Genomic DNA, 20,533 nt, shown 5'->3' with positions numbered 1-20,533 from the left:
CTCGGCCGATCAGCCGCCGATCACCGTCTCGAACAGCTGATAGAGGCCGTAGCTGACGACGACGGAGCTGCCCAGCGTGAGCAGCCAGAAGGCGAGGGTGACGCCGATCTTGCGCCGCGAGACGCCGGCCGACCCGCCGGCCAGCCCGCCGCCGATGACGCCGGAGAGGATGATGTTGTTGAGCGAGACCGGGATCCCGAGCGCGATCGCCAGCTGGGCGATGACGAACCCGGGCACCAGCGCCGCGATCGACCGCCGGACGCCGAGCTGGGCGTACTCTCTGGAGGTCGCCTGCAACAGCCGCGGCGCGCCCATCCATGCTCCGGCGAGGATGCCGGACGCCCCGATCGCGAGCAGCACGATTCCCGGTAGACCGAGTTCGACCCGAAAGAGGTTCTCGAGCGGCCCGGTCGCGAGCCCGACCTGCGACCCGCCCGAGGAGAATGCGACGATGCCGCCGAGCACGAGCAGGAACGAGCGGATGCCGCGCTCGACGGAGACGCGGACGCGTTCGCGGACCCAGTAGAACGCGAGTAGCCCGGCCGCGATCGTCACGAGCACGGTGCCGAGATCGACGCCGGCGGCGAGTGCTGGACCGCCGCCGAACAGGCGGGAGACGAACCCGGCGAGGGTGCCCTGATCGGCGGCCGGATCGGGAATCACGCCCAGACGGACGTTGGCGACGATCGCCCCGACGATGCCGGCCAGCAGCGGGACGCCGACGGTTTCGGGGACGTCGTCGCGACGCAGGATCGTCGCCGTCGCGTACGCTAACCCGCCGGACATGATCGGGACCAGCAGCCAGAACGTTCCGAGCCGCCGGTAGGTCGCAATCGCCGGGTCTCCGCCGAGAGAGAGGCCGACGCCGACCATCGCACCGGTCGTCGCGAACGCCGCGGGAATCGGATACCGCGTGTAGATGCCGATCGCCATGAACGTCGCCGCGGTGAGCAGGCCCGCGGTCGCCGCAAGTGGCGTGATCGTGACGCCGTCGATCAGGTCCGCGCCGACGGTCTCGGAGATGCTGCCGCCCTGCATGAGCGCGCCCGCGGCCGCGAGCAGCCCGATGAGGAACGCCGCCTGCATCGTCGGGATCGCGTTCGCGCCGATCGCGGGCGCGAAGGGCGGCGAGTTGCTGTTCGCCCCGAGCACCCACGCCATGAACAGACAGGTCAGGACGGCGGCCCCGACGAGTGCTGCAAAGGACAGTGCAACCATTCCGTCGGTCGGGGTTCGACGAGGGGCCGGAAAAGGGTTCCTACGGGTTCCGTGCTTCCTTCCCGCAACTCGCTTTCGAGGGACCGCTCGCCGGATCGCCCACGGTTCCGACCATCGCAGGGTACCGGATCGACAGAGCTCGAGCGGCCGGTTGTGGCGTTTTCCCGGCGCGCTTCGGAAAACAGCATCGACTACTGATCGCTATAGCAACTTACCGACCGATAATATAAACAATAATGAACGGGGTCGTGGAGGCCCCGCATGCACTATGCGACGACGACAATTCGTTACGGCGCTGGGTGCGACTGGACTGCTCGGTGCAACTGGCTCGGCCGGCGCGCAATCCGACGTCTCCGCCAGCCGTCTCGGAGGAGGCGTGGAGAACGTGATCGTCCTGATCGGCGACGGCATGGGATTCGATCCGATCGAAGTCACGTCGGTCGTCCACGGCGACCTCTCGCTGCAGTCGATGACCGGCGTCGGCTACACGCGGACGAACTCCCGGAGCGGCGAGGTGACCGACTCGGCGGCCGCCGGCACCGCGCTCGCGACCGGTCACGAGGCGTACAACGGACAGATTTCGGTCCGCGGCGACGCGGAGGACGAGGACCCGACGCCGCTGTTGACCCAGCTCGAGCTCTCACAGGCGCGGGGCAAAGCGACCGGGCTGGTCTCGACGACCCGGATCACCCACGCCACGCCGGCCGCCTACGCCTCGCACGTCCCCGACCGCGACATGGAGGGGACGATCGCTGAGCAATACGCCGAGAGCGACGTCGACGTCCTCATGGGCGGCGGCCGCCGCGAGTTCGACGACGAGCTGCTCGAGCGGATGCGAGGGGCGGGTTACGAGGTCCTCTTCGATTCGGCCGACCTCGAGGCGGCGAGCGGCGACAGGCTGCTCGGGCTGTTCGACGACAGCCACGTCACCTACACGCTCGATCGCGACGGGTCGATCCCCTCGCTGACCGAGATGACCGGGGCCGCCGTCGATCGGCTCGAGGACGAGGACGACGGCTTCTTCCTGATGGTCGAGGGCGGGCGCATCGATCACGCCGAGCACGGCAACGATATCCAGACGACGGTCGCCGAGACCGAAGCGTTCGACGCGGTCGTCGACTGGGCGCTCGAGTACGCCGAAAACCGCGACGACACGCTGGTCGTCGTCACCTCCGACCACGAGACGGGCGGCCTGGCGACCGGCAGCGGCTACGGCTCGCCCATCGAGGCCGAGGCGATCCGGAACGCCGAGGCGAGCAACGCGGCCATCGCTGCGGCCATCGAGGACGGGACCCCGATCCGCGAGGCGGTCGAAGGGCGCGTCGAGGTCGAACTCACCGACGAGGACGTCAAACGGATCGCGGATGCGAAAGACGCCGACGGTCCCTTCGCCCTCTCGAACGCGCTCGGAGCGGTCGTCTCCGACCACCTCGGCGTCGCGTGGGCCTCGAACGTTCACACCGGCCCCGCCCAGACGGTGATGGCCGCCGGTCCCCACGTCGACCCGTTCAACGGCTGGATCCACCACACCGACCTCTCGGTGACCCTCGCCGCCCTGTTGCTGTTCGGCCGGCTCCCCCGCGTCTCCGACTCCCAGCGCGAGTTCTGGGAGCGCACGATCGCTCGGACGGGGCCGTCGGGCCGGCTCGACGCCTGGCTCGCCCTCGAGTACGTCGGTCCCGCCACCGACGACGTGACCGAGGCGCTCGACGTCGACGGCAACGGCGTCGTCGACTACCGGGATATTCTCCTGATTCTCGAGGGAGACGCGCCATCGCCGTCCGCGCAGGCCGGCCGCCGCCGCGAGGCGATCGGCTCGGTTCACGACCTCTGATCGCGTTCGATCGCTCGCCGTTACCCACCCGTTCTTTTTGAGCGACTCTGGACCGTCTCGCTATCGATCCGGGTTCGAATCCGACTTCGCCAGCACCGCTCTGTAGTGTGGGTCGGACCGCAGGACGTCGGTGACGGCCCACGGCGTCCCCGTCGTCGCCTCGCGGAGCCGGTCGGGCGAGCACAGCAGGAACTGTAGCGTCCGCCCGACCTCGCGATATCGCTCGCCGTCCGCCGTCTCGCGCTCGAACTCGAGGTGGAAACACCGGTGGGCGATGCCCTCGCGCGGGTCGGATCGGTAGCCGACGAATTCCTCGTCTAACCGCGTCGGATCGTAGTTGTCGACGACGGCGATCCCCGCGTCATCGGTGACGCGAGCGAATTCGGCGAGCAACTCGCGAACGCCGGCCAGCGATCGACCGAGGCCGAGCTGCGTGCCGACGGCGTGGACGGCCCCGAACGCGCCCGTTTCGATCGGCAGGTCGAACATGTCGCCGACGAGGACGTCATCCACGCCGCGTTTACGGGCCGTTCGCACGGCGTTCGGACTCGCGTCCACACCGACCGCGTCGACGCCCCGATCGGCCCACCAGAGGAGGTGTTTCCCCGCGCCACAGCCCACGTCGAGCACCGGTTCGCGGTCGGTCAATCGCTCGAGGAGCTCGATCGCCTCCCGATCCCACGACTCCGGACTCGAGAAGTAGAACTCGGCGACGGAGCCGTCCTGTACGTCCGCGCCGTCGCGATATGTCAGCCGACCCGGGGTGTCGCGGTGGTGAGCGAGCATCGCCCGTCCCAGCGGGTCCGCCGGTCCCGATCCGGCTGGTTCGGAATCGGTTCGTTCCATGCTCGAGTCGAAGATTCGAGGGATAATAAAATCCATATGATATGTGGTCTCTGGTACCGCAAACCACGGCTAGCGGTCGGAACGTTCGATCCGCCCGTCCGGTACGATCTCGTGTGACTGCCGACCGCTAACGATTTACGCGGATCGGCCCAACTCCCGCCCATGAAAGTCGAATTCGACGAGGACACCTGTATCGGGATGTTCCAGTGCGTCGCGGAGTGGGACGCGTTCGAGAAGGACAAATCGAAGGGGAAGGCGATCCTCGCGGACAGCGAGGAAGTCGAAGACGCGGTCTTCGTCCGTGAAGTGCCCGACGACGCGGAGCTCGACGCGAAGTTCGCCGCCCGCTCGTGTCCCGTCGACGCGATCACGATCTACGACGACGACGGCGACCAACTGATTCCCTGAGCGGACGCCGTCGCTCGCTTCTCCGTCTCTATCTCTCTCAGTGCCCCAGTGCCGCGTCCACCAACGCCGATTCGGCCGTCCGGAGCACCGTCGACGCCGCGCTCTCCGAACACCCCAGGTCGACTGCCACCTCCGCCAGCGACCCCGTTCGCGGCACGTCGTAGTAGCCGACCGCTCGAGCAGTCCGTCGAAATCACGCTCGATCCAGGGGAGCTCGAGGCCCGCGTTCGAAAACGATAGTCAGAATTCGCACACGGAGTCGACCGCTCCGCCTCCGGTGGCCAAGTTTGACGGATTGATCCGCCCCGAACCCGAGCCGTGCGGACCCGACGCACGTGCAGGAAGAACGGACCGTGGAGAACGAGTTCACCCGGGCCCGGACGCCCCATCCGTATCGTCACGGCGGCCGTTACTCGGACGAGTCATCGGCATGGATCGTCGTCTCGGCGACGGTGGTCGCCCCGAGGTCGTCGGTCGCTTCGAGCCCGACGCTATAGTTCCCCGGCTCTTCGACGACGATCGTCGCTCGCTCGGCCGAGCGGTTCTCGACGATGACGCCGTCGTCGAACTGCCACGCCGTCTCGGCGACCGTCCGGTTTTCGGGCGTCGCGACGGTCGCGTTCAGGTCGATCGTCCGGTTGACGGAGGCCGGATCGGTGACCTCGAGGTCGACGGTCGGCCGGTCGTAGAGACGGACGGTTTCGGTGGTCTCGCTCGACACGTTTCTGCTGTCGGTCACCCGGAGCGCGATCTCGTGGTCGCCGGGTTCGTCGAACGAGGTCGAGACGCTCTCGCCGGTCGTGTTGAACTCGCCGTCGCCGGTGAGATCCCACTCGACGGACTCCGTCTCGAGCCTGCGATCGACCGACGAGTCGGCAGCGGAGAGCGCGACGTCGTCGTCCGCGATCGAGTGGGGCGGCTCGTGGTCGATCGCTGCCGTCGGTCGATCGTAGACGGCGATACCCATCCCCTGCATGTCGTACGGAACGCGATCGTTATCGTGGATGACGGTCAGTAGGATTCGCTCGTATCCCCTGTCGTTCTCGTAGGAGGTACCGTTGAACGTGTGGGTCACCGACGGCCCGGTGTACCGCCGCTCGCCGATCCGCCATTCGTAGGTTTCGTTCGCACGCGGCTCGCGGCCGAGCTCGAGGGTGACGCTATCGCCAGTCGTCACCTCGTCCGTTTCGTAGTCGATCGTCGCCGGGCCGACGGAGTCGTCGATGCCGGCCCGTTTCTCCCAACTGTCGTGGTGGTTCTCCGTTCCGCCCTCGACTCTGGACCCGGTACTTCGATGTCCGGTGCCGTCGGTCGCGATCGCGAATAGCTCTCCGGTTCGATCGCCGACGTAGAGGGTACCGTCGACGACGATCGGCGAGGTGGCGAACTCGCCGTCGGGCAAGCGCGGTGCGTCGGGCCCGTCACCGGTTTGCCAGTGGACTGCGCCGGTCTCGGCGTCGAGCGCCGAGACGGTGCCGTCGTCGCCGGTGGTGTAGACGGTTCCGTTCGCGACCGTCGGCGAGTGCTCAGTCGTCGCACCGTTGGAAACGGACCAGTCGGTCCGGCCGGTCGCGGCGTCGATGGCGTGGGTCCCGTTCTCACCGGACACGTAGACGGTGTCGTCGACGACCGTCGGCATTCCCTCGGTGTGACCGACAGAGTTGCTCCAGCGGTGCCGACCGGTGTTCGCGTCGAGTGCGACGACGGCGTCCGATCCGTCGAGCGCCGCGTTGAGATAGAGGGTGGCGTTTTCCTCCGAGCCGATGGTCGCAACGGTCGGTGCTGCAGACGCCGTCAATTCGACTTCTGTGGCCCAACTCGTCTGCCAGCGCCGTTGACCGTTCGTCGCGTTCATCGCATAGACGTTCCCCTCGGTGTCGCCGACGTAGAGCGACTCATTGGCGACTGTCGGGGTCGTGAGAGTAGCGGTGTCTCCCATGGGGTAAGAAGGCCATAACACGTTACCGTTCTCGGCGTCGAGAGCGACGATCTTCGGTCCCTCCAGCGGGCCGTCTCGGGTCGGCTCCTCTCGGTCAACTGGATACCGAACTGAGACGTAGACCGCACCGTTCGCGGTCGTGTGCCCGTATATTTCGGGGGCGACCTCCTCGGTCGTCGACTGCACCGAAGCCGGTCGCGGTCCCTCGCGCGGCCGTGGATCCTCGATCGCCCACGGTTCTTTCCCCGTCCACGGGAGGAATTCCCCGTCGTTCTCCCAGCGCTCGTCCCCCGACCCTTTGTCCACCGCACGGACCGTTCCGCTCGAGATGAACGCGGTGTCGTCGACGATCGTCGGTGCGATGCCCGTCGTCGAGGGGTCTCGAATCTCGCTCGAATTACCGGGGGACTCCGCGGGACTCCGCCAGCGCGTGTCACCGGTCGTCGCATTTACCGCAGTGACGGTTCCGGTTTTGCTCTCGGTGTAGACGGTGTCGTCGACGACCGTCGGTGACGTGACGTTCGACCCGTTCTCGACGGTGGTCGCCCAGATCGGATCGCCGGGCCGGTAGTCGGCGTCGATCGTCGTCTCGGCGACGGCGGTCGCCCCGAGGTCGTCGGTCGCTTCGAGCGCGACGGTATAGTTCCCCGGCTCTTCGACGACGACCGTCGATCGCTCGGCCGAGCGGTTCTCGACGATGACGCCGTCGTCGAACTGCCACGCCGTCTCGGCCATCGTCCTGTTTTCGGGCGTGGAAACGGTCGCGTTCAGGTCGATCGTCCGGTTGACGTACGCGTCGCCGACCGCGAGATCGACGCTGGGTCGATCGTAGACGCGGACGGACTCGGTCGTTTCGTCCGCGAAACCGATGGTGTCGGTTACCCGGAGCGTGATCTCGTGGGTGCCGGGCTCGTCGAACGAGGGCGAGACGGTCTCGCCGGTCGCATTGAACTCGCCGTCGCCGGTGAGGTCCCACTCGTACGAATCGATAGCGAGCCCGCGATCGACCGACGAGTCCGCAGCGGAGAGCGCGACGTCGTCGTCCGCGATCGAGTGAGGCTGTTCGTGGTCGATCACTGCCGTCGGTCGATCGTAGACGCGGACGGTTTCCGTCGTCTCGTTCGTCACGTTTCCGCTGTCGGTCACCCGGAGCGTGATCTCGTGTGTGCCGGGCTCGTCGAACGTGGCCGAGACGGTCTCGCCGGTGGCGTCGAACTCGCCGTCGCCGGTGAGATCCCACTCGTAGGATTCGATATCGAGGGGATAGTCCGCTACCGAGCCCGTACCGGTGAACTCGATTTCGCCGTCGCTGATCGAGTGGGGCGGTTCGTGACCGATCGCCGCCGTCGGCGGCTCGTGGATGCGAACGCCTCGCTCCGCGATATTGATCGGTACGCGGTCGTCGTCGTGAACGACGGTCAACTCGACGTTCTCGTAGGAGTATCCCCCGTCGTTTTCGAACGTGTGCGTCGCCGACGGGCCGGTGTATCGCCGGTCGCCGATCCGCCATTCGTAGGTTTCGTTCGCGCGCGGCTCACGGGGGAGCTCGAAGTCGATGGGTTCGCCGTGGACCACGTGCTCCGGATCGATGTCGATCGCCGCCGAGCCGATGGATTCGTCGATACCGGCGCGCTCGCTCAGGCTATCGTGGTGGTTTCCGGTTCCGCTCTCGACCCGCGATCCGTCGCTCCAGCCGTCGTCGGTGTCGGTCGCGAGCGCGAACAGCCTGTCGTCCGCATCTCCGACGTAGAGGGTCCCGTCGACGACGATCGGCGAGGTGGCGAACTCGCCGTCGGGCAAGCGCGGTGCGTCGGGTCCGTCGCCGGTCCTCCAGCGGCGTTCACCGGTCTCGGCGTCGAGCGCGTAGACGGTGCCGTCGTCGCCGGTGGCGTAGACGGTGCCGTTCGCGACCGTCGGTGAGTACGTGACCGACGCGCCGTCGGGGACGGTCCAATCGATCTGACCGGTTGTGGCGTCGATGGCGTGAGTCCCGTTCTCGCTCGACACGTAGACGGTATCGTTGGCGACCGTCGGCACCCCGGTCGTGACTCCCATGTCGGTGTTCTCCCAGCGATGCTCGCCGGTGGTCCCGTCGAGCGCGACGACGGCGTCCGTGCCGTTGAGGTTCGTGTTGAGATAGACGGTCGTCTCGTTCGAACCGACGGTCGCGACGGTCGGTCCCGACAGCCCGCCGCCCCTCAATCTGGTCGTCGTGTTCCAGTTCGTCTGCCAGACCTGTTCGCCGGTCGTCGCGTTCACTGCATAGAACTCCCCGTCGACGTCGGCGACGTAGAGGGTTCCGTTCGCGACGGTCGGTGCCGTGAGGGGCTCCGTGATCGTTTCCGGGGGATCGCTGTACCACAGAGTCTCACCGCTTTCGGCGTCGATGGCGACGATCGTGGATCCTCGCGGGTTCGCACCTCGAGCCGACGTCGTCACCTCCATCGGCGCTGGGAACTGCGCCGAGGCGTACACGGCACCGTTGGCGGCCGTGTGTCCGTACACGCTGGGGACGAAGTCGTCATCGGGTCCGGACCAGCGCTCGGCCCCCGTTTCGCTGTCGACCGCACGGAGCGGTCCGCGCGATATGTACGCGGTGTCGCCGACTACTGTCGGAGCGTCCCCGATCGGTGTCGCTCCCGGACGCAGTATCGGACCCTCGCGTCGCTGTTGGGTACTTCGCCAGCGCGTGTCGCCGGTCGTCGCGTTCACGGCCGTGAGATTTCCGATCCCGCTCCCGGCGTAGACGGTATCGTCGACGACCGTCGGTGCCGTGAGCGTCGTGCCGTTATACTCGGTGTCTTCGCCCGGCGGAGCGGTGCGGTTCCCGCCGGTGTCGACTGTCGTCCACCAGATCGGATCGCCGGTGCGGTACTCGGCCTCGATCGTCGTCTCGGAAACGGTAGTCGCCCCGAGGTCGTCGGTCGCCGCGAGCGCGACAGTGTAATTGCCCGGCTCCTCGACGACGATCGTCGCTCGCTCGGCCGAGCGGTTCTCGACGATGACGCCGTCGCCGAACTGCCACGCCGTCTCGGCGATCGTCCGGTTCTCGGGCGTCGCGACGGTCGCGTTCAGGTCGATCGTCCGGTTGACGTGGGCAGGCTCGTCGACGTCGACGTCGACGCTCGGCCGATCGTAGACGCGGACGGTTTCTGTCGTCGCGTTCGTCACGCCTGCGCTGTCAGTGACTCGGAGGCCGATTTCGTGGGTACCGGGTTCGTCGAACTGCGCCGTCGTCGCGTTTTCGTCGGCCCCCACCGTTCCGGCCTCGAGCGACCACTCGTAGTCGACGATTTCGCGGTCACCGGGGACGTCGGCGACTGCCTCGAGCGCGAGTTCGTCTGCGACCGAAACGGGCTCGTCGAACGAGATACCGACGCTCGGCCGTTCGTAGGCCGTCACCGACCGCGTGACGTTCGTGCTCACGCCTGCGTTGTCGGTTACTTGCAGGGTCACCTCGTGGGTACCGGACTCGCCGACCGTCATCGAGACGTCGGCCCCGGTCGCGTCGATTTCGCCGTCGCCGGTGAGATCCCACTCGTAGCGGTCGATCTCGCCGTCCGGTGCGCTCTCGTTCGTCGCGTTGAGCGCTATCGGCTCACCGATCACCGCCGGCGTTTCGACGGCTATCTCGGCGGTCGGCGGGCTCGCGACGTCGATCCGCCGCGTCGTCTCCTCGGTCGTCCCTTCGACGTGGTCGACCACCAGCGTCACGTCGTACGACCCTCGCTCGTCGAACGTGTGCATCGTCGACGAGCCGTTGTACCGCACGCCGTCGACCGTCCACTGGTAGGTTTCGTTCGCCCGGGGCTCGCGATCCAGCTCGAGCGATACCGCTTCGTTCGACAGCGGCCTGTCGGGTTCGACGGTGAACGATGCGGGGCCGACGGGGTCGACGACCGTGAGCTCGCGGGATGCGGTGTCGACGACGCCGTCGGAACTCTCCGCCGTCACGGCCACTGTCGTCGATCCCTCGGCGTCGAACCCGGTGGTCACCTGCTCTCCGGTCGCGTCGTCGTAGACGCCGTCACCGTCGAGATCCCACGCGAGTTCGACGTCGCGTCCCGACTCGAGGTCGGCGTCGAACGTCGCGTCGGTTCCGATCGTCGTCTCGTTCGGTCCAGTGATCGAGACCGTCACCGGCTCGCTGACGTCGATCGACTCGGTGGTCGTTTCGGTCCTCCCCGCGCGGTCGGTCACGGACAGGGAGACCTCGCTGTCACCGACGGTTTCGAACGTCGTCGTCACCGTTTCGCCCTCGTCGTCGATTTCGCCGTCGCCGGTGAGATCCCACTCGTAGCGATCGATCTCGCTGTCGGCTCCGGAGCCGCTGGCGTCCAGTTGCACCGGCTCGCCCGCGACCACTGGCTCGTCGTACGCGATCGTCGGCTCCGGATCGCCGATGACCTCGATCGTTCGGGTGAAGTCTCTGGTCGGCCCGTCCTCGTGGGAGACGACGAGCGTTCCGTCGTAGCGGCCCGGGGTCTCGAACTCGTGGGTCGCCGACGACCCGTCGTACGTCTCGCCGCCGATCGTCCACTCGTAGGTCTCGTTCGCGCGAGGCCGGCGATCCAGTTCGAGTGTGATCGGCTCGCCGACGGTGGGATGGTCGGTGTCGGTGCTGAACGATGCGTTTCCGGCGGGATTGGTCACGTCGACCTCGAGACTCGCCGTCCCGGTCGTTCCGGCCGAATCGGTCGCGAGCACGTAGATCGTGTGCGGACCCGCGGTATCGAACGTCGTCGTCGCGGTTTCGTTCTCGCCGTCGTCGTAGGCGCCGTCTCCGTCGAGATCCCACGCGTAGTCGACGTCGCTTCCGGACTCGAGAGCGGTTTCGAACGTGACCTCGTCTCCGACGAGCGCCTCGCTCGGCCCGTCCATCGAGACGACGACGGGCTCGAGGACGTCGATCGATTCGGTGACCGCGTCGGTCGCGCCGTGTTCGTCGGTCACCGTCACCGTGACGTCGTACTGACCGGGGGTCGAGAACGTGGTCTCCGTCGTTTCGGACCCGGTGTCGAACGGCTCACCGTCGACTGCCCACTCGTAGTCGACGATCGCTCCCTCGTCGTCGGAGCGCCTGGCCGAGACCGAGACGGGTTGGCCGGCCATCGGATCGGCGGTCCGGACGCGAAGGTCCGCGGTGGGCGGCGTATTGTCGACCGCGAGTCGGTGTGTCGCCGTCGCGGTCGCTCCTCGCTCATCGGTCACGCGGAGTTCGATCTCCCGCTCGCCGACGTCGGTGAACGACCGCGAAACGGATCGGCCGGTCGCGTCGACTTCACCGTCACCGGTCAGGTCCCACTCGAAGCGATCGATCGAGCGTTCCTCGTCGAGCCCGGTCGCCACCAGGCTGGCCCGCTCGCCGGCGTCGATTCGATCGGTACCGTTGATTTCGACCGACGGGGGGGTCTGGGCGACCACGGCGCTCGTTTCGGTCACCGAGTCACCGAACACGTCGGTGATCGTTACCGAGACCGGATGCGTCCCGTTCTCGGTGAAGGTGTGCGCGGCCGTGTCGCCGGTCGCGTCGACCGACCCGTCGTCGGTGACGTCCCACTCGACGGACTCGATCTGGTTCTCGACCTCGTCGTCGATTACCGCCTCCAGTTCGGTCGACTCCCCGACGACGACCGGGCCGTCGCTCTCGATCTCGACCGGTGCGTCGGCGGCCGTGACATTGATCCCCCGCACTTGCGCGTTCCCCTCACCGCGGAACTCGAGCACGATCTCGGTCGTTCCCTCGAGATCCGACGGGATCGGAACGTCGACCTCCTGACTGTCGGTTTCGTCGAACTCGATGGATTCGACTTTGACTCGCGGGAACTCCCGCGTGGCGACGTAGACGTCCATGACCATCTCGCCGTCGATCTCCTCCACCGCCGTCTCGACGTTCGAGGCGCTACTGGCGCTCGAGCCGCCGATGCTGATCGAACCGCTGGACCCGCCGCTACTCCCCCCGCCTCCGCTTCCGCCGCCGACGCTGACGCCCCAGCTCGACGAGACGCCGCCGGACGTCGATGTGGACGTGTCCTCCGAGTCGTGTTCGACGACGGTGACGCGGCTGACGAACGGCGTTTCGTCCCAGTCGCTGGTGTGACCCACGAAATCCGTCGCTCGTCCGCGCAGTTCGTAGTGTCCGTTCCGGTTGAACTCGATCGTGTCGCGGTCGTCGAGGTTCGAGATCGTCGTCCACGATCGCCACTCAGCGCCGGTCTCGTTGGCGTCTCGGTACTCGAGCGCCACCTCGTCGACGCGCTGGTCGACGGAGATCTCCACGGTCGAGGAGTTCGCCCCGCCCACGGCGGAGACGTCGATTTCGGGAACCGTCGTGTCGACCATCACGGTATGGTCCGTCACGGCGGTGAGTCCGTCTCCGTCGCGAACGACGAGCTGGACGGCGTGGTACCCCTCCGATAGCGAGTACGTTTCGTCGATCGTGCCGTCCGTATCGACCGCCGTCCAGTCGGACCACTCGGAGACGTTGTCGGAATCGAGCAGCCGATATTTGTACTCGAGCTCTTCGGGGTCGTGGAACGCGTCCCAGGCGTGCCAGCTGAACGAGACCGTTCCGTCGTCGCTCGCGTGGACGGTTTCGCCCGTCCGGAGATCGGATCGCTCCGGGCCGTCCTCGAGGCGGATCTCGGGACGCAGTACGTTGGGTCCGTCCGTCGCGACGATGTCGGCGGTCGTTCCCGACTTGTCGGCGTTCGCGATGAACCGATAGTGATCGGTCGAGCCGTTCGCCTCGACGAGGACGTAGTAGTCCTCCTGATCCGGCTCGAAGTCGAACTGCTGACTGATGTAGCCGTCGGGCTCCGACGGCCGCTCGTCCATGACGATCGATTCGGCGGGCTCCCGAACGCGCTCCGGGCGCTCGTCCATCAGCGTGACGTTGAACCGGTTGTGAGCCACGTTTTCGTGGGTCGGGCGGACGATCGAGAGGCTCGCCGACTCGTCCTCGAGAACCTCGTCGTTGAAACCCACCCGGTAGAGTGTGTAATCGTCGTACCGGTCCATCGTGTCGTACACGCGCGATTCGCCGAACTCGTCGGCCTCCGGAAACACTTCCTTCCCCGTCAGCGAACGGCGGATGAACGTTCCGAGCCGCGACGGGACGTCCGTGATCGCGCTGTCGGCCGCTGACAGCGCCTCGTCGATACTCCACGTCGAGACGTCGGACATCTCGAAGTCCGACTCGACTTCCTCGCTGAGCTCCTCGCCGAGCGTGTGCTGGAGCGTCCAGCCGTGGGCCGGCAGCCGCGCTTCGTCGGTCAGGTTGCCCTCGACCTCGCGTTCGCTGAGCGTCGTGGTCGCCGCGTAGTCTTCGAGCAGCGTCAGTCGAAGTTTCTCGACGAAGTAGCTCGTGATCTCGTACGCCTGGAGATCCGATCGTTCGACGGCCTCGTCGACGGAACTCGCGTGCGTCCCTTCGAGATAATCGGGTAACAGCGCGTACGTCTCTCGCAGGAGCTCGACGCGCTCGTCGAGTAACGCCTGCTCTCGCTCGGGATCGTCGACCGATTCGAGCTCCCGGGAGTTCTCCTGCAGGTCCTCGAGATTCGTGTGAAGCCGGTCGTACTCCTCCGCGTTGTAATCCGGATCGTCGAGGTGGAGCGAGACGGTGTAACACTCCGAAACCTGGTCTCCCTTGACCGCGATAAACATCGCCAGCGCCATCATTCGGATGGCCGACTCCGCATTTTGTATGCGCGTGTGTTGTTTGGCCACCTTCGCTCCGGTCTCTCCGGACCGCGCGAGGAGTTCCTTCGCTGACCCTTTCGCGATCTTCTCTCCGGTCTGTTCGGCGTCGAGGGTCCCGAGCGTGACGCTGTCGGCTTTCGACTCTATCGCGTCGCTGACCTCGACCGCGATATCGTCGGCCGCGCCGTCCGCACACTGTCGCCAGTGTGACTCGTTGAGCGCTTCCTCGGTGTAGATGTCGTACTGCTCGGCCGAGACGTTGTGGGTATTCCTCGCTGCTTCGGTCGCAGTGACCGTCTCGCCGGCGGGTTCGTAGTCGACGGTCCTCGACCACTCGTCGAGTTTCGTCCACTCGTCGCTCGCGTTCTCGCCGTGGTACCGGTCGCCCTCGTACAGCACGACGCGCACGTTCCGTTCACCGCTGTCGCCCGTCACGAGCGAGTGGAGCGGAATCCGGATCGTCTGTTCGTGGGTTCGGTCGCGCTTGACCGGTTGGACGGCGACCCGCTCGCCGTCGACGGACACTTCGTAGAAGGGCGTCGCGTACGGGCCGACGTCGGTGTCGGCCCGCGCTCGGAGATTGAAATCGTTGTATCGGCCGTTCCCTTGCACGTCGACCGTGTCGGTAAGTTCGATACCGTCGATCCGTGCGTCCTCGGGGGACCGTCGGTCGGTAACGGCTGCAAACGCGGAGAGTCCCGGCGACTCGACGGCGAACCGTTCGGTCCCGTTTCGCTCGTCGGTACCGAGGTGTGTCGTCTCCAGGTCGTTCCACCCCGCCGATTCGTACCGGAGGAACGCGAACTGGTCCGGCTCGTCGATCAGATCCCCGTCGACGCTGACGGTCATCGTCAGGTTTTCGACGGCGTCGTCTTCGAGCGGCGTGTGGGCGATCTCGAAGTAACTTTCGACGCCCGATTCCGGAGCGGTGGCGTAGTCGAGCGTTTCGCGCTGTTCGATGCGCATCGACACCGACTGACGCTCCTCGAGTTCCAGGTCGATCGCTTCGATCGACACGCCGACCGCGTCGGCACGCTCCGTCTCGGGGAGCGTCTCCGTCAGTCCGTCCTCGAAGTTTCGCGGGCCGGCCATCATCGTGATCGTTCGCTCGTCCTCGACGGTGAGGTCGAAGACGGGCTCACCGAGCGTCTCGGCTCCGCCGTCGCCGCCTGCGAGGTCGATCGTCGTCGTCAGTTCGTCATCGGCCGTGTTCGCTACCAGGGTCGGGGCCGTGTCGACGTCCTCGACCGTACAGGTGAGTTCGACGGTCGTGCGCTCGCCGGGTGCCAGCGTTTGCTCGTCGCCCCGGCGCTCGCAGGCGATGTGCTCGCCGCCGACCGTCGTCCGTTCGGTTCCGTCGCCGTCGCCGACGTTCTCGATCGTCGTGACGACGGTGAACGTCGAACCGGGATCGATCGAGGCCGGTTCGTCGATATCGGTGACCGTCAGGTACGACTCCCCCCGTTCGTCGGCTCCGCCGGTGATGGTGACGGTCTCGCTCTCGGTATCGTCTCCGGCACTGACCGTGAGCGTCGCGTTCACGTCGGACTGCGGGCCCGTACAGACCGCCTCGAGGGTCGCGTTCTCCCCGGGACCGAGGTCGACGCCGTCGAACCGTCGCTCGCACTCCAGCGCGTCGCTTTCGACCGTCGGCGTCGCAGTCGCGTCCGCGTTCCCGGTGTTCTCGATACGCAGTTCGACGGTGAACGACTCGTTTCGCTCGACCGTCGACGGTGCGGTCACCGACTCGACGCCCAGCGAGGCCTCGGGTGTCGTCCCGCCGATCTCGACCGTCCCCGTCGCCGTTTCGTCGCCGGTGTCGACGGTTACCGTCGCCGATCCGTCGGCGTCGGCCAGCGCCGTACACTCGGCGGTGACCCGTCGGGTTTCGCCCGGCCAGATGTTCGTAATCGTCGTCGGATCCGCACAGGTGAGTTTCGAGTCACCGTCGACCGCGAGCTCGGTCAGCGCGGGGTCCGTCCCGCGGTTCCGGACGGTTACCTCGACGGCGGTCGTTTCGCCCGCCGTAATCGTCTCCGCGGTATCGACCGCCTCGATCGCCAGATACGGTCCGTCGGGTTCGGAGGCGACCGTGAGGGTCCCGGTCGCCGTTTCGTCGCCGGTGTCGACGGTCACGGTCAGTCCTTCGTCCGGTGTCGCGTCGTCGGAAACCGAACACGTCGCTTCGATCGTCGCGTCGGTACCGGGACGGACCGTGATCTCGTCGGACGCCGGCTCGCAGCCGATACCATCGCTCCCGACGATCGCCGGCTGTCGAGTCGCCCCGCTATCGCCGGTGTTCTCGAGCGTCGCCTCGAGCGTGACGGACTCGCCCGGGACGGCGGTGTCCGGCAGGACGAGCCGACTGACGTTCAGGGTCGGACCCTCGGACTCCTCCGTGACGGTGAGATCGGTCGTCGCCGTCTCGTCGCCGGTGTCGACGGTTACCGTCGCCGATCCGTTGGCGTCGGCCGATGCCGTACACTCGGCGGTGACCTGCCGAGTTTCGCCCGGCCAGACGTTCGAAACCGTCGTCGGGTCCGCACAGGTGAGCCCCGCGTCGCCGTCGACCGTCAGATCGGTCAACAGCGGTTCGTCTCCGCGGTTCCGGACGGTAATCTCGACGGCAGTCGTCTCGCCCGCTGCGATCTCCTCGGCCGCCGTCAGGTCCTGGATCGCCAACGACACGTTCGAGTCGTCGTTCGACTCGAGTTCGGCGTCGCTGATCTGAGAGAACTGATCGGCGTCGGGCCCCGCGTCGGTGCTCCCGTACGCTGGCGGCGCGACGAGGGAAACACAGAGGAGGACAGCGATCAAGAACGCTATCGATCTCCGCCAATGCTCGTGTCGCTCTCGTACCATTTATTGGCGAACGGTTGAAATCATCACATAATAAATCTTTGCACAAAAAACATTCAACTATGAACAAACCGAAGAGCAATATAGCAGTTGCATTCCTGTTGAGATCTATTAATGCTTCTATTGAGATCGATTCTCGTATAGCAAAATCAGTAAAATTAATACAGCTCTGCCCAATCCCCGGACAGCGCCTGTCAGCTAGAATACTGTAATGCCGACACGGCGCGGAGACAACTATGAAACGACGAACGCTCATCACGGGGCTCGGAACGTTGGTTACTGGAAGCGCAGCCGCGATCGGGACGGGAGCATTCAATTCGGCGACCGTCGACCGCGACGTGACGATGGACGTGACGACTGACCTCGACAGTTCCGTTGCACTGGTGCCCGGGCCGTCCGGTCTCGCCCGGATCGAAGAAGGGCGCCTCGTCATCGGGTCGGAAGATATGGACGGCGTCAACCCCGGTGCGACGTACCAGTTCGGCGCACTCGCCAACGGGGACGCGGACTCGACGGATCACCTGTTCCGAATCGAAAAGAACGCGAAAGGAACGCACGACGTCACCGTCGACTTCACCGAAGCGACCGACTCTCCCAGTCAGAACTCGGAGTACTCGTGGACGATCACGCACTGGGACGGCGACACCGCCGTCGAAACGAAGACGGTCGGCAGCGATACTGACGGTACCGGCGTCACGTTCGAAGGCGTCGGATCCGGATCGTTCCTCGCCGCCGTCCTCGAGTTCACCGGCGGCGACGTCGGTGACGACCTGTCTGCGACGCTGACCGTCTCTGCGGCCCGACCGTAAGCCGGCGGCCGCGTTCAATCGCGCGAGTAATTTTCTCGCGGAGCGAGATCGATCGAATTCCGGTCCGCCGAGACGAGTTCCGCCGCACTCTTCCCAGGACCGAGAGCTACGGCAACGGCGGCGAACGAACTCGATTCGCCGCGGTTCGGCGACGACGCGGTACGGGTGTCGATGCGGTCGGCAAATGGGGTACCAGACGGCTGCTCTCGCCCGGAGAAATCCTGTGGAACCGCGGTCGGCCCTCGTTACCTGATCTCGTCGTACTGCTCGGAAAGCTTCTCGGCGGCCTCGCCGAGCTGGTTGCGCTCGTACTCGGTCAGCTCCCACTCCACGATCTCCTCGATGCCGTCGGAACCGAGCCTGGCCGGCACACCGAAGGCGGTGTCCTCGTGGCCGAACTCGCCCTCGAGCGCGACGCTCGCGGGGAGCACCTCGCCGGTGTCGCGCAGGATGGCTTCGACCATGTGGCCGACGCCGGTCGCCGGCCCCCACTCGGTCGCGCCTTTCTTCTCGATGACGTTCATCGCGGAGGTCTGGAGCTCCTCGAGGAGCTCGTCCTTCTCGTCCTCGTCGAACTCGGGATCGCGGCCGTCGACGCGGACCTTCGAGAAGACGGGAACCTGTGCGTCGCCGTGTTCCCCGAGGATGGTCGCCTCGACGTTCCGGACGGGCGCGTCGAAGCGCTGGGAGATGACGTAGCGGAACCGGGCGGAGTCGAGCCGGCCGCCGAAGCCGATCACCTTCTCGCGGGCGCGGTCGCCCGTCTCGTAGAGGTGGCGGTTCAGCAGGTCGACCGGGTTCGACGTCGTCACCGTGATGAAATCGTCGTTGTGCTCGGCCAGCGAGGAGCCGATGTCCTCCATGATGGGCGCGTTGTCTCCGGCCAGATCGATCCGGGTCTGGCCCGGCTGGCGCGGGATTCCCGCGGTGATGACGACGACGTCCGATCCCGCGGTGTCCTCGTAGCCGCCCTGTCGGATCGTCGTGTTCGAGTCGTAGGCGACGCCGTGGTTCGCGTCGGCGGCCTGTCCGACCGTGTCGTCTTCCTTGTCCGGAATGTCCACGAAGACGAGTTCGTCCGCGACGTCCCGAAGCGCGATGTTGTAGCCTGCGGCGGCCCCGACCGTCCCGGCCGCGCCGACTACGCTAACTTTCGTCATACCACGTAATGCTTCCCCATCCCACACGTTAAATCCGTCGAAACCTCTGACTTCGTACCGTTTCGACGATGAATATTTCGACGACTGTCGAATCGAATCCCGCTCTCGAGGAGCCGAATCGAACGGTCCGGTTCGACTCGAGACCGAATCGATGATAGCCACTGCTCGCGGCTACTCCCGTATGCGCGTCAGCGTCATCGGCGGCGGAACGATCACGGACGAACAGGCGGCCCGCGCGGCGGCGGTCGGACGCGAACTCGCAATTCGGGACCACACGGTCGTCTGCGGCGGCCGCGGCGGAACGATGGAAGCCGTCTGCCGCGGCGCGAAAACCGAGGGCGGCACCACGATCGGTATTCTGCCCGGTGAACGCCTGGAGGCCGCGAACGAGTACGTCGACCACCCGATCGCGACCGGGATCGGCCACGCCCGGAACGCGCTCGTCCCGCTGAACGGCGACGCGGTCGTCGCGCTCGCCGGCGGCGTCGGCACGCTCTCGGAGATCGGCTTCGCCGGCATTTACGATCGACCCGTCGTCGGCCTCGGGACCCACGACGTCTCGACGCTCGATATCGATCTCGAGACCGTCGAAACCCCGAAAGCGGCCGTCGACGCCGTCGAACGGGCTCTCGAGCACCGATCCTGACTCGTGGTTGCTACTGCGCTGGTACCCGGTCGATCCCGTCCCGTCCGGGCCGTCGTTTCGGTCGTCCGATCCTTCGCAGCTTTTTCCATGGTCCGCGGTCTCTAGGCGATTATGAGCGACTTCGACAAGGAAGCCGAGCGCGAGAAACTTCGAGAGAAGTACGAACAGGACAAAGAAGAGCGCGAGGCGACACAGCGAATGAGCGATCTGCTGCTCAAAGGGGCGACGATGACCAACGCCCACTGCGGGACCTGCGGCGATCCGCTCTTCCAGGAGAACGGTACGACCTTCTGTCCCAGCTGTCACGGGAATCCCGACGCCGTCCGGGGAACTGATCTCGAGGCCCAGCCGGCCGAGGAGGGGCCGGCTGACGGCGAGACCGCCGCGACCGACGCCGAACGGACCGAGGGGGCGGACGCATCGCCGGCCGACGCTGCCGACAGTGACGCGCGTTCGGTACCGTCCGAAGAAAGCGCGACCGACGACACCGCTTCTGACCCGCGCCAGCAACCCCAGACGCCGCGGTCCGATACGGACGCGTCGGTCGCGGAGTCACAGTCCCGATCGACGCCCCCGTCCCCGTCGGGCCGAGCCGAGCAGTCGACGCCGTCACGGTCCGACGCCGTTCCGTCCGACACCGCTTCCTCGAGTGCACCCGCCGACGGCCGCCGATCCGGTTCGGGAACGCATCGAACGGCCCCCGTCCCGACCGACGGCGATCTCGAGGCCGCCCACGGTGCGCTCGTCCGATCCCTCGAGAAATTCGCCGAAGAAGCGGCCCAGACGGACGATCCCCGCTACGCGACGGACTGCCTCGAGGCGGCCCGCGAAGCCGCCGAGACGCTGTCGGTGCTCCGCTGAGGGCGGTCCGCGGGCCGCGGTACCAGGGTCATCGCGTTCTCGCTTCCGTACGTTCGAACGCAGTGCCGGATCCAGCCGGTTTCTCGCCATCGTTTTTCGACCGTCGAATCCGCCGCTCGAGTCGGTCTCGACGATGGAGTCTCGATACCAATAGATGTATAATACACAGAATTATAGGTGCCTGTAACAGAACGCACCGCCCCGCTACCGTCGAACGGCCGGTCCCGGTGACGGGAGACGGTTCCGCCG

Annotated in this window: 9 protein-coding genes and 1 pseudogene; 5 read left to right on the top strand and 5 right to left on the bottom strand. The window is 66.4% G+C overall.

From position 1 onward, the window contains the following. Positions 1 to 9 precede the first annotated feature (9 nt). Complete coding sequence (locus tag NDI89_RS19480) at positions 10 to 1,218, bottom strand: inorganic phosphate transporter (protein ID WP_277524013.1); 1,209 nt, start codon at positions 1,216 to 1,218, stop codon at positions 10 to 12. A gap of 268 nt (positions 1,219 to 1,486) precedes the next feature. Between NDI89_RS19480 and NDI89_RS19475 the strand changes: the two genes are divergently transcribed. Beyond that, positions 1,487 to 3,052, top strand: a complete 1,566-nt coding sequence (locus NDI89_RS19475) for an alkaline phosphatase (RefSeq protein WP_277524011.1) — start codon at positions 1,487 to 1,489, stop codon at positions 3,050 to 3,052. Positions 3,053 to 3,112: 60 nt separating this feature from the next. On the opposite strand, the gene NDI89_RS19470 is transcribed toward NDI89_RS19475, so the two are convergent. After that, entirely contained in the window at positions 3,113 to 3,898 is a 786-nt protein-coding gene (locus NDI89_RS19470) for a class I SAM-dependent methyltransferase (protein WP_277524009.1), read from the bottom strand. 162 nt (positions 3,899 to 4,060) lie between these two features. Between NDI89_RS19470 and NDI89_RS19465 the strand changes: the two genes are divergently transcribed. After that, positions 4,061 to 4,306 carry a ferredoxin gene (locus NDI89_RS19465; protein WP_277524007.1) on the top strand — a complete coding sequence of 82 codons (246 nt, stop codon included), beginning with the start codon at positions 4,061 to 4,063 and terminating at the stop codon, positions 4,304 to 4,306. Positions 4,307 to 4,343: 37 nt separating this feature from the next. On the opposite strand, the pseudogene NDI89_RS19460 reads toward NDI89_RS19465, so the two are convergent. Both NDI89_RS19460 and NDI89_RS19455 read right to left on the bottom strand, forming a co-directional pair. After that, positions 4,344 to 4,487, bottom strand: a pseudogene (locus NDI89_RS19460) (helix-turn-helix domain-containing protein); the annotation flags it as partial. Between the two features lie 228 nt (positions 4,488 to 4,715). Beyond that, positions 4,716 to 16,766, bottom strand: a complete 12,051-nt coding sequence (locus NDI89_RS19455) for a PKD domain-containing protein (RefSeq protein WP_277524005.1) — start codon at positions 16,764 to 16,766, stop codon at positions 4,716 to 4,718. Positions 16,767 to 17,044: 278 nt separating this feature from the next. On the opposite strand from NDI89_RS19455, the gene NDI89_RS19450 reads away from it, so the two are divergent. Further along, the gene (locus NDI89_RS19450) at positions 17,045 to 17,617 is read left to right on the top strand and encodes a hypothetical protein (protein WP_277524002.1); all 573 of its coding nucleotides are present in this window, start codon (positions 17,045 to 17,047) and stop codon (positions 17,615 to 17,617) included. Between the two features lie 245 nt (positions 17,618 to 17,862). Here the strand turns inward: NDI89_RS19450 and mdh are convergent, their stop codons facing one another. Further along, positions 17,863 to 18,777, bottom strand: coding sequence for a malate dehydrogenase (gene mdh / locus NDI89_RS19445; protein WP_277524001.1), 915 nt, complete (start codon positions 18,775 to 18,777; stop codon positions 17,863 to 17,865). Between the two features lie 181 nt (positions 18,778 to 18,958). Here mdh and NDI89_RS19440 point away from each other — a divergent pair, with 181 nt between their 5' ends. Beyond that, the gene (locus tag NDI89_RS19440) at positions 18,959 to 19,423 is read left to right on the top strand and encodes a TIGR00725 family protein (RefSeq protein WP_277523997.1); all 465 of its coding nucleotides are present in this window, start codon (positions 18,959 to 18,961) and stop codon (positions 19,421 to 19,423) included. A 111-nt stretch (positions 19,424 to 19,534) separates the two neighbouring features. Beyond that, the gene (locus NDI89_RS19435) at positions 19,535 to 20,284 is read left to right on the top strand and encodes an Sjogren's syndrome/scleroderma autoantigen 1 family protein (protein WP_277523994.1); all 750 of its coding nucleotides are present in this window, start codon (positions 19,535 to 19,537) and stop codon (positions 20,282 to 20,284) included. The last annotated feature ends 249 nt before the right edge of the window (positions 20,285 to 20,533 follow it).

Source organism: Natrinema salsiterrestre (assembly GCF_029502005.1).
Lineage (GTDB): Archaea > Halobacteriota > Halobacteria > Halobacteriales > Natrialbaceae > Natrinema > Natrinema salsiterrestre.
This window is presented reverse-complemented; position numbering and strand designations above follow the sequence as displayed.